The organism is Rahnella perminowiae (assembly GCF_019049695.1).
Classification (GTDB): domain Bacteria; phylum Pseudomonadota; class Gammaproteobacteria; order Enterobacterales; family Enterobacteriaceae; genus Rahnella; species Rahnella perminowiae.
On sequence record NZ_JAFMOT010000163.1, the window covers coordinates 64,183 to 77,436 of the forward strand.

Genomic DNA, 13,254 nt, shown 5'->3' on the forward strand with positions numbered 1-13,254 from the left:
GATCGAAATGTTCGAAGCCTGGACATTGCGGCCATGCCGGAATGTGCAAAGTGGATGAACATAGTGCGTGTTATGTAGGAGAAGCATCATGCAAGAAGGCCAAACCCGTAAGACGTCGTCCTTGAGCATTCTCGCTATCGCTGGGGTGCAGCCGTATCAAGAGAAGCCGGGCGAAGAGTATATGAACGACGCTCAGCTGGCTCACTTCAAAAAGATTCTTGAAGCATGGCGCAATCAGCTCAGGGATGAAGTCGATCGTACCGTTTCACACATGCAGGACGAAGCCGCAAACTTCCCTGATCCGGTTGACCGTGCCGCTCAGGAAGAAGAATTCAGCCTCGAACTGCGCAACCGCGACCGTGAACGTAAGCTGATCAAAAAGATTGAAAAAACACTGAAAAAAGTGGAAGACGAGGATTTCGGTTATTGCGATTCCTGTGGCGTTGAGATTGGCATCCGCCGTCTTGAAGCCCGTCCTACCGCTGATTTGTGTATCGACTGTAAGACTCTGGCAGAAATCCGCGAAAAGCAGATGGCTGGCTAAGTCCGGGTTCCACGCGGTGCGTCATGCACCGCGTTCCCTTTTAACGCTGTCCCCCATTCTTATGCCGCGAAAAAAATACACAGGCCGTTTCGCCCCTTCACCTTCCGGTGACCTCCATTTTGGTTCCCTGATCGCCGCTCTTGGCAGCTATCTGCATGCCCGCTCGCAAAATGGCACCTGGTTAGTGCGCATCGACGATATCGATCCGCCGCGTGAGATTCCCGGCTCTGCTGACCGTATCCTGAGAACGCTGGAACGTTACGGGCTGGAATGGGAGGGTGAAGTGGTCTGGCAGTCAAAACGTCACCGCGCTTACCGCGAAGTACTGGACGGGCTGTACCATCAGCAAAAAAGTTATTACTGTAGCTGCACCCGCCAGCGTATTGCGCAGATCGGTGGCACCTATGACGGCCACTGCCGTGACCTGAAACTCAGCCCGGAAAATGCTGCCATCCGCCTGCATCAGACATTGCCGGTGTACGGTTTCGACGATGACCTTCAGGGGCATTTGCAGGCCAGCCATCAACTGGCCGAAGAAGATTTTATTATCCGCCGCCGCGACGGGCTGTTTGCCTATAATCTTGCGGTAGTGGTCGATGACCATTTTCAGGGCGTGAATCACATTGTACGCGGTGCGGATCTGATTGAACCGACCGTGCGCCAGATTTCGCTGTACCGGCATCTGGGTTATCCGCAACCGGGATATCTGCATTTGCCGCTGGCGGTGAATGAAGATGGCGATAAGCTTTCCAAGCAGAATCACGCTCCGGCGCTGCCTGCGGGCGATCCGCGACCGGTTATCATTAAAGCGCTGAAATTTTTAGGACAAACGCTGCCGGAAAACTGGCAGGATTATCCTTTGCCTTTATTATTACGCTGGGCGACAACACACTGGACGCCATCAGCGATACCGTGCCGGAACGCTAATGCGCAGCAGATGTGACTTCGGCATTCTCAAAGCGCCTGTCGTGAGCTATGATTAGCCGCTGTTTTTGCGTCACGCCCATTTTTTTCAGTCACTATCGAGGTGTACCATTTTTACCCGAGTAGCCAATTTTTGCCGTAAGGTGCTAGTTCGTGAAGATAAAGTCGTTCGTGAAGAAAAGGCTGTTCATAACGAAGCCGCGCTTCATGCAGAACCTCATCGCGAGGAGACTTCCCGTCGTGATCCGTCTCCTGTGGCTGAAGGCAATGTGAAGGCAAAAAACCCCGAACGCCGTGACAACGAGCAACGCCGTGAAAATCGCGGCCGCCGGGAAGACAACGCGAACAGAGGCGAACGCCGCAATAACAACAACCGGCGTTCTTCGTCATCTTATCCGCCTCGTGGCGAACGCAGCGATACCCGTGGTGATCGTCATAACGACCCGCGCAGCGACCGCAATGAACAGCGAGCCCCGCGTCCTTCTGCCGAACACGTACAGAAACCGCGCCCCTCATTCGATTACGCGGGTGAAACCCGTGCGATGACGATTATTCCCCGCGATGAGCACAACATTTCTCGTCGTGATATCAGCGAAAACGCCCTGAAAGTTTTATACCGTCTGAACAAGTCTGGCTTTGAAGCCTTCCTGGTTGGCGGCGGTGTGCGTGACTTATTGCTGGATAAGAAACCTAAAGATTTCGACATCACCACCAACGCTACGCCGGATCAGGTACGCAAGCTGTTCCGCAACTGCCGTCTGGTGGGACGTCGTTTCCGTCTGGCTCATGTCATGTTTGGCCCGGAAATCATCGAAGTGGCGACCTTCCGTGGTCACCACGAACAGTATGAAGAGACTGACGATAAAAACGTCTCCCAGCAGGCCGTTAATGGCATGCTGCTGCGCGACAATATTTTTGGCACCATTGAAGATGATGCCCAGCGCCGTGACTTCACCATTAACAGCCTGTATTACGGTGTTGCAGACTTCACGGTCCGCGATTACACCGGCGGCCTGCGCGACCTGGAAAATGGTATCATCCGTCTGATCGGTGATCCTGAAACCCGTTATCGCGAAGATCCGGTGCGGATGCTGCGTGCGGTACGTTTCGCGGCCAAACTGGACATGAAAATCAGCCCGGAAACGGCCGGACCGATCCCCCGTCTGGCGACGCTGCTACAGGAAATTCCGCCCGCACGTCTGTTTGAAGAATCACTAAAGCTGTTGCAGGCCGGTTACGGCTTAGAGACGTATAAAAAGCTTTGCGAATACCAGCTCTTCCAGCCCTTGTTCCCGCTGATTGCCCGCCAGTTTACTGAGCAGGGTGACAGCCCGATGGAACATATTCTGCTCCAGGTGCTGAAAAATACCGACCACCGTCTGCATAACGATCAGCGCGTCAATCCGGCGTTCCTGTTTGCCGCAATGCTGTGGTATCCGGTGATTGAACATGCGCAGAAGCTGGCGCAGGAAGGCGGGCTGACCTACTACGACGCCTTCGCACTGGCCATGAACGATGTGCTTGATGAGCAATGCCGTACGCTGGCCATTCCGAAACGTATTACCACACTGGTGCGTGATATCTGGGCGCTGCAACTGCGCCTGTCACGCCGTCAGGGTAAACGTGCGCACAAGCTGATGGAACATCCTAAATTCCGCGCGGCGTATGATTTACTGGTACTGCGCGCGGAAGTGGAACAGCACCGCGAATTGCAGAGTCTGGCGCAATGGTGGGGTGAGTTCCAGGAAGCCACTCCGGCCTCCCAGAAGAGCATGCTCGGTACGCTGGGTGACGACGCGGCACCGGCCCGCCGTGCACGTCCGCGCCGTCCGCGTAAACGGGTTCCGCGCAAGGATGGCGGTCAGTGATCCGCGTTTACCTGGCTCTGGGCAGTAATCTTGCCCGTCCGCTTGACCAGGTAAACTGCGCGCTGGAGGCGCTGGCACATCTGCCGCGCACCCGCTTTGTGGCTACATCCCCGTTTTACCGCAGTAAACCACTGGGGCCGCAAGATCAGCCTGATTATCTGAATGCTGTGGTGGCGCTTGACACGCTGCTGCCGCCGGAACAGTTGCTCGATTGCACACAAGGGATCGAGCAAAATCAGGGACGCGTTCGTAAGGCTGAACGCTGGGGGCCACGTACGTTAGATCTTGATATGCTGTTGTATGGCGATCAGGTGATCAACACAGAACGATTAACGGTGCCGCATTACGACATGAAAAACCGCGAATTCATGCTGTACCCGCTGGCCGATCTGGCACCGGAACTGGTATTCCCTGACGGCGAGACCTTGCACAGTCTGCTCGCACGCGTGCCGCTTAACGGCCTGACGCGGTGGTAATTCCTTCAGTGACTGACCCGCACTTCCAGTCCGCCTTCTGCTTTATTGTGATATACAACGTTCAGATGATGTAACTGCGCGATCCTTTGTATGATCGAAATTCCCAATCCGCTGCCAGTCTGTTCCTGTCCCGGTGGCCGGTAAAAACGTTCCCCCAGCCGCGACAGGTGTTCGGTACTGATGCCCGGCCCCTGATCCTCTACCGTGAATCCCCGCGCATCGAGCCGCACCGTGACGCAGGTCCCGGCGGCAGAATAACGAATGGCATTATCCAGCAGATTACGCACCATCAGCGAAAGCAGCAGTGACTGGCCACGCATAACGGGTGCCGTCCCCTGCTCCTCAAACCGTAATTCAATGCCTTTACTGTGCGCACGGTAATCCTGCTCTGCCAGACTTTGTGCGATCAGCATCGGCCAGTCGATGGGCTCCAGCTCTTCAGGTGCGGAAAAGCTTTCCAGCCGGGAAAGCGTCAGCAACTGATCCACCAGCCGCGTGGCGCGATCGATACTGGTAATCAGGTTTTCCAGCGCATGTTCACGCATCCGGGCATCATCGCCGGAAAGCTGTACAACTTCAGTTTGCACACGTAAGGCCGCCAGCGGACTGCGCAGCTCATGCGCGGCATCAGACGTAAACCGCCGTTCGCGCACCAGCATTTGACGGGTGCGGTCAAACAGGGAATTGAGCGCATTTGCCAGCGGCAGAACCTCACCGGGTAACTGATGCGTCCCGATAGGTGTGGCATCTTCCGGTGAGCGCTGCCGCAGACCTTCCGCGACCCGTCGCAGCGGCCGCAGCTCCAGCGTCACCATAATTATCAGCGCCAGCAATAACACAGGTAAAGAGGCCAGCCAGGGCGTCAGCTGGCCGCTCACCAGGCTCCACGCCATATCATTGCGATAATCCTGCTCCTGCCCGACAGCCACGCGATATTGCCCGTCCGGCGAGGTCAGCCAGACCATACGCCAGGCATCGCTGTTCCCTCTGAGTTCAACATCATTAAACCCCTGCGTGTCACCGTCAAAACGGATGTGTTTGCCATTCTCACCATCATTGAGCAACATTTGCCCGTGACGATTGAAGATAGCAAATGTCAGCGCGTCATCATCGGTATGGCCCCGTGAGCCTTTGCGTACCATTTTTTTGGTGTCCGGCAGCTCAGTGTCTTTTTGCCGATTAAGGCGGTCGCCTAAGCCGGTGGCTGCCAGACGTTTGGCAAACAGCATCTGCTGGGTATCGAAAACTTCATTGATATGTTTGCGGGTCTGATGCCACGCCACGCCGCTGGCAATCAGCCAGGTCAGCAGTGCCAGCATGGAAAAAAGCAGAATAAGGCGCAGTCGCAGACTGAGATTCTGCAACTTTTTCAGTTTATCCAGCCGCCTCACGCTTCCCCTCCCTCACCCGGTTTTACCTCATCGCCGAGCGTGTATCCCACACCATGCACGGTGCGAATAAAACCTTTGCCGAGTTTGCTGCGCAGATGGTGAATATGCACTTCCACTGCGTTGCTGCTGACCTCGTCATCCCAGTTGTAAAGCTTTTCCTGGATAAGTGTACGTGCCAGTACACGGCCTTTGTTGTTAAGGAACAATTCCAGCACGGCCACCTCACGCGGCGTCAGCGTCACGGTTTCTCCGTTGAGCTTCACACTGCGGGCTGCGGGATCAAATTCCACCGCGCCATGGGTGACCTTCGGCGTTATTACGCCGTGGCGACGGCGGATCAGCGCCTGTAACCGGGCTGCGACCTCCACCAGCGCAAATGGCTTACACAGATAATCATCAGCACCGGCCTGCAATCCGCTGACGCGCTCTTCCAGCGCATCACGCGCAGTGAGGATCAGCACTGGCGTATCCCGGCCAGCCTTTCGCCACTCGCGCAAAAGCTGCATACCGTCCATACCCGGCAGGCTTAAATCGAGGATCACGGCATCGTAAGGCGCACTGTCGAGCGCAGCCCTGCCGGTCAGCCCGTCGGTAAACCAGTCGAGCGTAAAACCCAGTTTCGCCAGCCCGGCTTTGATGCCGTCGCCGATCATTTTGTCGTCTTCAACTAACAGAATTCGCATGGTTCCCTCCGTTTTTGCCATTATAGCCGGTGCTTCTTAATCACTTCTTAAGGCACCGGTCAACCGGCTATCTGCCGAACTTGCTGTCTGACTTTCGGCTCATACAGTAGAATACCGGCATCATATTTATCCGATGAATTATTCAAAGGAACGTGTTCATGAAACCAACCACGCTGAGCCAGCTTCGCCAATGGAAGCAGGAAAAACATAAATTTGCGACCATTACTGCGTATGACGCCAGTTTCGCACAGCTGTTTGCTGAACAGGGCATCTCTGTCATGCTGATCGGCGACTCGCTGGGTATGGTCGTTCAGGGCCAGGATTCCACGCTGCCGGTCACCGTAGAAGACATTGCTTATCACACCCGCTGCGTACGTCGTGGTGCACCTCATGCGTTATTACTGGCTGACCTGCCATTCATGAGTTATGCCACGCCGGAACAGGCCTTTGAGAGCGCAGCAGTGCTGATGCGCGCGGGCGGTAACATGGTTAAACTGGAAGGTGGCAGCTGGCTGTGTGATACGGTCAGAATGCTGACTGAACGCGCCGTACCCGTGTGTGGCCATCTGGGGCTGACGCCGCAATCGGTCAATATTTTTGGCGGCTATAAAGTACAGGGGCGCGATGAAGTGGCTGCGAACCAGCTGATCAAAGATGCGATGATGCTGGAAGAAGCCGGTGCGCAATTGCTGGTGCTTGAATGTGTGCCGGTTGACCTGGCGCGGCGCGTCACCGAAGAACTGAGCATCCCGGTGATCGGCATTGGTGCGGGTAATGTGACCGACGGACAGATTCTGGTGATGCATGACGCCTTCGGTATCACCGGTGGTCATACACCGAAATTCGCCAAAGATTTCCTCAGCGAAGCGGGCGATATTCGTGGCGCGGTACGTTTGTATGTCGACCAGGTCACGCAGGGCGTGTATCCGGGTGAAGAACATTCCTTTAAATAATCGGGAGAAGGCTGGTGTTGATAATTGACAGCGTGGCGCTGCTGCGTCGCGAAATCCGCGAGTTCCGCAAGAATAATAAACGTATCGCGCTGGTGCCGACTATGGGCAATCTGCACGAAGGCCACATGACGCTGGTGGAAGAGGCCAAAGCCCGTGGTGATGTGGTCGTGGTCAGTATTTTCGTCAACCCGATGCAGTTTGAGCGTCCGGATGACCTTGAACGTTATCCGCGAACCTTGCAGGAAGACTGCGAAAAGCTCAATAAACGCGGCGTGGATCTGGTATTTGCACCGTCACCGGCGGAAGTGTATCCGAAAGGGCTGGCAAGGCAGACCCAGGTCGACGTGCCGGTGATCTCCACCATTCTGGAAGGCGCGAGCCGTCCGGGGCATTTCCGTGGCGTTTCAACCATCGTCAGCAAACTGTTTAATCTGGTGCAGCCGCAGGTGGCTTGTTTCGGACAGAAAGACTTCCAGCAACTGGCGCTGCTGCGCACCATGGCGGAAGACATGGGCTACGATATTGAGATAGTGGGCGTGCCGATTGTGCGCGCTAAAGACGGTCTGGCTCTGAGTTCACGCAATGGCTACCTGACCAATGAGGAACGTAAAATCGCGCCCCAGCTGTTTAAAATTATGAACATGCTGGCGGAACGGCTGAGCCAGGGTGAACGCCATACTGATGAAATGTTACAGGAAACCGCGCAGCAGCTTCGCGAAGCGGGTTTCACGCCGGATGAACTGTTTATCCGTGATGCGAAAACCTTGCAGGAGTTATCTGTCGACAGCACCTCTGCCGTGATCCTGATGGCGGCCTGGCTCGGTAAAGCGCGACTGATTGATAACCAGGAGGTTGATCTGACGCAGTAGACAGCGCAGGTCAAATCGGCAACTATGTTGGCCGCCGGATGCCCCGGACTGTGAGTCCGTCTGCACGGCGGATCCCCAGACTCTTTACGCACGAAGGTACACACGCAATGGTACGTACAATGCTGCAAGGCAAACTGCACCGGGTTCACGTAACCCAGGCTGATTTGCATTACGAAGGTTCCTGCGCCATCGATCAGGATTTTCTCGATGCCTCAGGCATTCTGGAATATGAAGCGATTGATATTTATAACGTTGATAACGGTCAGCGTTTCTCGACATACGCCATCGCGGCAGAGCGCGGCTCACGGATTATTTCGGTCAACGGCGCGGCAGCGCGTTGTGCCTGTGTCGGCGATCTGCTGATCATCTGTTCTTACGTGCAGATGTCAGATGAACAGGCCCGCCAGCACCAGCCGAAAGTGGCCTATTTCGAAGGTGAAAACCAGCTGAAACGCACCGCCAAAGCCGTGCCGGTTCAGCTGGCCTGATAAAACGCCTTTCCCTTGAAAGAGGGGAAGGACGGGAGGGGGTTTAGCAGACAATTTCAGATTCAGATATGGTCATTAATACCCCACCCCAACCCTCCCCTTCACCGGGGAGGGAGCACAGAAAAATCAACTACGTAAACCTCTGCCGCGTTCGATCAAGTACCACGCCAGCAAGTAAAACACCGCAATAAATGCCACCAGCACGCTCATGGTAAACACCAGTGGCACATCAGAAATCCCCAGGAAACCGTAGCGGAATCCGCTGATCATATAAACGATCGGGTTCAGCTTGGAAATCGCCTGCCAGATGGGTGGCAGCAGGGAAAGCGAGTAGAACACGCCCCCCAGATAGGTCAGCGGCGTCAACACAAAGGTCGGGATCAGGCTGATATCGTCAAACGTTGTCGCAAACACGGCGTTCAGCAAACCGCCCAGTGAGAACAGGATTGCAGTCAGCAATAATGTCAGTGCGATGATCCACCAGGAGTGGATCACCAGCGGGACGAAGAACAGCGAGATCGCCGTCACCAGGATCCCCACGCAGATCCCACGCGCCACGCCGCCGCCCACATAACCGGCAATCACCACGTGCGTTGGCACCGGTGCCACCAGCAATTCTTCAATATTGCGCTGGAATTTGGCGCTGAAGAATGACGAGGCTACGTTGGCATAGGAGTTAGTGATCACCGCCATCATGATAAGCCCCGGCACGATAAACTGCATGTAGGTGAAACCATGCATGTTGCCAATCTGTGAGCCGATCAGATTACCAAAGATGATGAAATATAAGGTCATCGTGATGACCGGTGGAACCAGCGTTTGGATCCAGATACGACCAAAGCGGTTGATCTCTTTCATCCAGATACTTTTCAGTGCCACCCAATACAATTGCGACATTATTTCTTTTCCTCGCTGCCGTTCACCAGCGTGACAAACAGCTCTTCCAGACGGTTCGCCTTGTTACGCATACTCAATACCTGCACGCCCTGCTTGCTTAGCTGGCTGAACAGGGCGTTCAGTCCCTGCTCACGCATGACTTCCACTTCCAGTGTTGACGTGTCTGTCAGTTTACTGCGATACCCTTCCAGCACCGGCAGCGGGCTTTTCGACCCTAAATCCAGAATGAAGGTTTCGGATTTCAGCTTAGAGAGCAGTTCCTTCATGCTGGTGTTTTCCACCAGCTGACCGCCCTGAATTATGCCGATATTACGGCACAACATTTCCGCTTCTTCCAGATAGTGCGTGGTCAGAATAATGGTCGTGCCCTGTGCGTTCAGCTCTTTCAGGAAGCCCCACATTGAGCGACGCAACTCAATATCCACACCCGCCGTTGGCTCATCGAGGATCAAAAGTTTAGGCTCGTGCATCAGCGCACGGGCGATCATCAGACGGCGTTTCATCCCGCCGGACAACATGCGCGAACGCTCATTGCGTTTGCCCCAGAGATCCAGCTGCGTCAGGTATTTTTCTGCACGCTCAAGCGCCAGCGGACGCGGTACGCCGTAATAACCGGCCTGATTGACCACCACCTGCATGACCGTTTCAAACGGGTTGAAGTTAAATTCCTGCGGCACCAGCCCGAGCTGACGCTTGGCGTTAACGATATCTTTATCGATGTCATAGCCAAACACCTGCACTTTGCCGGCAGTCTTGTTGACCAGTGAACTGATGATACCAATGGTGGTGGATTTACCCGCACCGTTCGGCCCAAGCAGGGCATAAAAATCGCCAGCTTCGACGCGCAGATCGATTCCACGCAAAGCCTGTACACCACCGGCGTAAGTTTTGGTTAACTTTTCCAGTTCCAATGCATAATTCATAAAGGGAGCGTACCTTCTTGTGAAAACCCTGTTGTAAGAATGAGTAAATGGAGATGCCGAATCAGCTTGAAAAGTCGGGGCATTGCCCTATATTACCCCATCGCAGTTAGCTCGCTACAGGCTATTAACCTCCATGAACGACATAGAAAGACTTATCGCTAATAACGCAGCCTGGTCCAAAACCATGATCGACGAAGATCCTGGTTTCTTTGAGCGGCTCTCCGAATCGCAAAAACCCCGTTTCCTGTGGATTGGCTGTTCTGACAGCCGCGTCCCCGCCGAGCGCCTGACCGGCCTTGAACCGGGTGAACTGTTCGTTCACCGCAACGTCGCCAATCTGGTCATACATACTGACCTTAACTGCCTGTCCGTTGTGCAATATGCTATCGACGTGCTGGAAGTTGAACACGTGATTATCTGCGGTCACTACGGCTGTGGCGGTGTACAGGCGGCGGTTGAAAACCCTGAACTGGGTTTGATTAATAACTGGCTGTTGCATATCCGGGACATCTGGTACAAACATAGCTCACTGCTGGGCGAACTGTCGCCGGAAAAGCGACTCGATAAGTTATGCGAGCTGAACGTGGTTGAGCAGGTTTACAACCTCGGCCACTCCACCGTAATGCAATCAGCCTGGAAACGTGGCCAGAAAGTCACGCTGCACGGCTGGGTTTACGGCATTCAGGACGGACGTCTGCGCAACCTCCAGGTAGACGCCACCAGCCGCGAAACGCTGGAACAGCGCTACCGTCAGGGCGTCTCCGCCCTGCTCAACGGCGACCCGCAATAACAAGCCGCCCTACTCTACAGAAATTCAAAAAACAAAAGGCACAAAAATGTGCCTTTTTTATCATTTATTTTTCCTGTAATTTCAACGCGATCACGATAAATCAATGAGTTATATGCGGTGTAAGCAGCTACAAACCCTATAAAGATGCTCAGGTTTGGACACTATGTGGACACTCCAGCCCCGCTTTACCGTTGTTGCCTTAACGCCCTTCGCCAATCTCAAAGACTTAAATTTTGTAATAGCCAGGCTATCAATTTGGAAAGAACACGGGTCATCCATCAGGTTGCAGATGAATTCCAGTTTGGCTTTGTCGAGCTTGCCGTATTTCACGTTCTGCCCGTGACAGAGCCACCACAGTTCTATCAACTCGGACAGGCACTGCCGCCGTGAGGGCGATTGTGGCGCGTATACGGGAAGAAACACCGAAGGTGAGTAAGTTACAGCGAAGTTTTGACCCAACAAAAGCCCGGGATGTTGCTCCATCGGCAAGACTGACTGCTGAGGAACGGGCGCGATTGCCTGAAATTGAGCGAGAATTGATGAAATGCAAAATCGCTGCTGCGCGCTGGGAGTTGGAGGCATTAAGCCGCGGGGCTACGTTGAAAATAGGTGATACAGAATTACATTTCGGAATGGTTGAGGATTGGCCGGAGTTTAGCTAAAAGAAACGCCCTGGTGGGCGTTGTATTCTAATTGCTGAGTATCTTAGTCTGATGATCTTAAATGTCGCCGGATATAAATGCGACAAAGCAGAATTACCAGAATAGATACTAAGCCTGAGATAATTAGTGAGGCATCGACATAAAGGTCTAGCGTTCCCTCTATGTCATGTACTCCCCAAAATTGAGCGAAACCTTCTATCTGTTCACCTGTAACATAGCTGTCAATCACTTGGGTAAAGATGGTCATCAGTATGCAGAACGCCACAAGGTAGCCCAATGCGGCAAAAAAATACTTAATCCACTTCATCCGAGTGTAACCCTGATCGTACCGTGTGCCTTGAGCGAAGACCCAGGTACACCGATCATTGAGGTACCCAGCAATGCAGTCCGAAGATAATCAAAATCGGATTGTGATGTCATGGTAATACAGCCCTCACTGAGTCCCTGTGGTCCGATTGGATGAAGCCGGAAACTTCCACGTTTAACTCCTTCAATAAAAGTTTCATCGTTTATCTTTCCGTCATCGCGATAGAACCCAAACCATGTTTCTCTGTCAGTGCCGTAACCATATTTAAGGACAGCATTTCGTATGCCGCCTAAGCGCCCCCCAGATACGCGACTGACAATAAAGTAACGCCCTGTAGGAAGTGGTCCCAAATCAGCGATATTAGTTAATGTCGGGTTATTTCGACCCACTAACTGGCCTGAGAAGGCAGGGAAATTGCCGACACCAGCACAACTCAGAATTGATGTTTCCATCCCATTTAATACATAGCTACAGGTGATAGCCATTTAAGCGGTCACTCTCTCATTCCAGGCGTCGGCAAAAATTACGTTACCGTCACAATATTTCCATGTGATTTTTTCATAGCGAAGCTCAACACTTTCGTTGTGGTTATGCTTTTCGAAGGCTGGGTTTTTGATATGGTGCATTGTTGGACAGATTGATACAATTTTAACGCCTTCGAGATACATGTTGAAGTACTCAACTTCCTGGCCTGCATCGTTGATTTTGTACCATTTAAACTCGGCAGATTGGAGAGTTTGACCGGTGGCGGTTGCTTTGTAGAGATAAGGGCTAGAGCTGTCGAATTCTTTCTCAAAACCTAATGCCGCATGTATACGCGTGCCGGTGATCTTGCCTGTAGCCCCGTCAGTTGGAAGATGCAGAGAGTGTCCAAAACCTTGAATCTCAATTGAACCTTCACGTCCATTCACATCGACAGACCCTTTGATATCTGCCCCGCCGTCATCCTTCAACCATAAATACGCTGGTATAGCCATTGTTAACAACTCATTATGTTTTGTAGGGAAAACATATACCCAAAAAACCACTTGAACAATATGGACTTTTACCGCAAGGCAGGGTTTTTCCATTTTGCAGGCGAAGTATTCAGATGGCAGATAATTGCCATACATAACATTCAGAAATATATGGAAATCATATCAGAAAAAACTTAGTCAACAGGGAGCAGGTCATCATGAATGATCTGATCGTGATTGCGGCCAAAAGTCTAATTTATTCAACAAAGCCAGGAATGGTGCTAAAAGCTTGTATCCAGCCATAGGAATAATTGAAAAAATTGAATACATAAGGAATTATTAGTAATGAGATGTATTATTTAGATTAATTTCGTAAAAAAAGATTCAAATAAATTCTGTTCTTAAGGTTTTTCTAAGGTTATTCATGCACAGTTAGCATCATGAGTAATACGGACTCTCATAATTGACGTTAAAATTTCATGGGAAGCTAAAATTCCGACATATTTATAAAAAACCTTTATGA

General features: G+C 52.6%; 16 protein-coding genes. 9 read left to right on the forward strand and 7 right to left on the reverse strand.

Annotated features, from left to right (window positions below; all coding sequences use genetic code 11):
• The first annotated feature begins 88 nt into the window (after window positions 1–88).
• The 4 genes from dksA to folK all read left to right on the forward strand — a co-directional run bounded on the left by dksA (window position 89) and on the right by folK (window position 3,812).
• Window positions 89–544, forward strand: coding sequence for an RNA polymerase-binding protein DksA (gene dksA / locus J1781_RS06795; RefSeq protein ID WP_013576943.1), 456 nt, complete (start codon window positions 89–91; stop codon window positions 542–544).
• Between the two features lie 61 nt (window positions 545–605).
• Window positions 606–1,487: a tRNA glutamyl-Q(34) synthetase GluQRS gene (gene gluQRS, locus J1781_RS06800; protein WP_217220259.1), complete on the forward strand. Its 882-nt coding sequence runs from the start codon at window positions 606–608 to the stop codon at window positions 1,485–1,487.
• Window positions 1,488–2,010: 523 nt separating this feature from the next.
• Entirely contained in the window at window positions 2,011–3,336 is a 1,326-nt protein-coding gene (pcnB, locus tag J1781_RS06805) for a polynucleotide adenylyltransferase PcnB (RefSeq protein WP_205951588.1), read from the forward strand.
• Window positions 3,333–3,812 (forward strand): 2-amino-4-hydroxy-6-hydroxymethyldihydropteridine diphosphokinase, encoded by a 480-nt coding sequence (folK, locus tag J1781_RS06810; RefSeq protein ID WP_217233370.1) that lies wholly within the window; start codon window positions 3,333–3,335, stop codon window positions 3,810–3,812. The genes pcnB and folK overlap by 4 nt, the downstream gene beginning before the upstream one ends.
• A gap of 5 nt (window positions 3,813–3,817) precedes the next feature.
• Here folK and qseC read toward each other — a convergent pair whose 3' ends face one another.
• Window positions 3,818–5,176, reverse strand: a complete 1,359-nt coding sequence (qseC, locus tag J1781_RS06815; RefSeq protein WP_205952657.1) for a quorum sensing histidine kinase QseC — start codon at window positions 5,174–5,176, stop codon at window positions 3,818–3,820.
• Between the two features lie 23 nt (window positions 5,177–5,199).
• Entirely contained in the window at window positions 5,200–5,886 is a 687-nt protein-coding gene (gene qseB, locus J1781_RS06820) for a quorum sensing response regulator transcription factor QseB (RefSeq protein WP_129953141.1), read from the reverse strand.
• 158 nt (window positions 5,887–6,044) lie between these two features.
• On the opposite strand from qseB, the gene panB reads away from it, so the two are divergent.
• From panB to panD, 3 genes are all read left to right on the forward strand, one after another.
• A complete protein-coding gene (panB, locus tag J1781_RS06825; RefSeq protein ID WP_129953142.1) occupies window positions 6,045–6,839 on the forward strand; it encodes a 3-methyl-2-oxobutanoate hydroxymethyltransferase in 795 nt (264 codons plus the stop codon).
• 14 nt (window positions 6,840–6,853) lie between these two features.
• Window positions 6,854–7,708, forward strand: coding sequence for a pantoate--beta-alanine ligase (gene panC, locus J1781_RS06830; RefSeq protein ID WP_129953143.1), 855 nt, complete (start codon window positions 6,854–6,856; stop codon window positions 7,706–7,708).
• A 107-nt stretch (window positions 7,709–7,815) separates the two neighbouring features.
• On the forward strand, window positions 7,816–8,196 hold the full coding sequence (panD, locus tag J1781_RS06835) for an aspartate 1-decarboxylase (protein ID WP_129953144.1): 381 nt from the start codon (window positions 7,816–7,818) through the stop codon (window positions 8,194–8,196).
• A 126-nt stretch (window positions 8,197–8,322) separates the two neighbouring features.
• On the opposite strand, the gene J1781_RS06840 is transcribed toward panD, so the two are convergent.
• Both J1781_RS06840 and J1781_RS06845 read right to left on the reverse strand, forming a co-directional pair.
• Window positions 8,323–9,093 carry an ABC transporter permease gene (locus J1781_RS06840; RefSeq protein WP_129953145.1) on the reverse strand — a complete coding sequence of 257 codons (771 nt, stop codon included), beginning with the start codon at window positions 9,091–9,093 and terminating at the stop codon, window positions 8,323–8,325.
• Entirely contained in the window at window positions 9,093–10,016 is a 924-nt protein-coding gene (locus J1781_RS06845) for an ABC transporter ATP-binding protein (RefSeq protein WP_129953146.1), read from the reverse strand. Before J1781_RS06845 ends, J1781_RS06840 begins: the two co-directional genes overlap by 1 nt.
• Window positions 10,017–10,149: 133 nt before the next feature.
• On the opposite strand from J1781_RS06845, the gene can reads away from it, so the two are divergent.
• Entirely contained in the window at window positions 10,150–10,806 is a 657-nt protein-coding gene (gene can, locus J1781_RS06850; RefSeq protein ID WP_129953147.1) for a carbonate dehydratase, read from the forward strand.
• Window positions 10,807–10,914: 108 nt separating this feature from the next.
• On the opposite strand, the gene J1781_RS26565 is transcribed toward can, so the two are convergent.
• Window positions 10,915–11,289: a phage integrase gene (locus J1781_RS26565; RefSeq protein ID WP_421595293.1), complete on the reverse strand. Its 375-nt coding sequence runs from the start codon at window positions 11,287–11,289 to the stop codon at window positions 10,915–10,917.
• Between J1781_RS26565 and J1781_RS06855 the strand changes: the two genes are divergently transcribed.
• Window positions 11,235–11,468 carry a hypothetical protein gene (locus J1781_RS06855; RefSeq protein ID WP_235173336.1) on the forward strand — a complete coding sequence of 78 codons (234 nt, stop codon included), beginning with the start codon at window positions 11,235–11,237 and terminating at the stop codon, window positions 11,466–11,468. The genes J1781_RS26565 and J1781_RS06855 overlap by 55 nt on opposite strands.
• A gap of 303 nt (window positions 11,469–11,771) precedes the next feature.
• On the opposite strand, the gene J1781_RS06860 is transcribed toward J1781_RS06855, so the two are convergent.
• Both J1781_RS06860 and J1781_RS06865 read right to left on the reverse strand, forming a co-directional pair.
• A complete protein-coding gene (locus tag J1781_RS06860; RefSeq protein ID WP_217233371.1) occupies window positions 11,772–12,260 on the reverse strand; it encodes a DUF2778 domain-containing protein in 489 nt (162 codons plus the stop codon).
• On the reverse strand, window positions 12,261–12,752 hold the full coding sequence (locus J1781_RS06865) for an Hcp family type VI secretion system effector (protein WP_047607110.1): 492 nt from the start codon (window positions 12,750–12,752) through the stop codon (window positions 12,261–12,263).
• Between the last annotated feature and the right edge of the window lie 502 nt (window positions 12,753–13,254).

Coding starts and splice junctions, on each gene's coding strand:
- dksA (WP_013576943.1), top strand. CDS start 89: ATGCAAGAAGGCCAAACCCGTAAGACGTCGTCCTTGAGCATTCTCGCT.
- gluQRS (WP_217220259.1), top strand. CDS start 606: ATGCCGCGAAAAAAATACACAGGCCGTTTCGCCCCTTCACCTTCCGGT.
- pcnB (WP_205951588.1), top strand. CDS start 2,011: ATGACGATTATTCCCCGCGATGAGCACAACATTTCTCGTCGTGATATC.
- qseB (WP_129953141.1), bottom strand. CDS start 5,886: ATGCGAATTCTGTTAGTTGAAGACGACAAAATGATCGGCGACGGCATC.
- panB (WP_129953142.1), top strand. CDS start 6,045: ATGAAACCAACCACGCTGAGCCAGCTTCGCCAATGGAAGCAGGAAAAA.
- panD (WP_129953144.1), top strand. CDS start 7,816: ATGGTACGTACAATGCTGCAAGGCAAACTGCACCGGGTTCACGTAACC.
- J1781_RS06840 (WP_129953145.1), bottom strand. CDS start 9,093: ATGTCGCAATTGTATTGGGTGGCACTGAAAAGTATCTGGATGAAAGAG.
- J1781_RS06845 (WP_129953146.1), bottom strand. CDS start 10,016: ATGAATTATGCATTGGAACTGGAAAAGTTAACCAAAACTTACGCCGGT.
- can (WP_129953147.1), top strand. CDS start 10,150: ATGAACGACATAGAAAGACTTATCGCTAATAACGCAGCCTGGTCCAAA.
- J1781_RS26565 (WP_421595293.1), bottom strand. CDS start 11,289: ATGGAGCAACATCCCGGGCTTTTGTTGGGTCAAAACTTCGCTGTAACT.
- J1781_RS06860 (WP_217233371.1), bottom strand. CDS start 12,260: ATGGCTATCACCTGTAGCTATGTATTAAATGGGATGGAAACATCAATT.
- J1781_RS06865 (WP_047607110.1), bottom strand. CDS start 12,752: ATGGCTATACCAGCGTATTTATGGTTGAAGGATGACGGCGGGGCAGAT.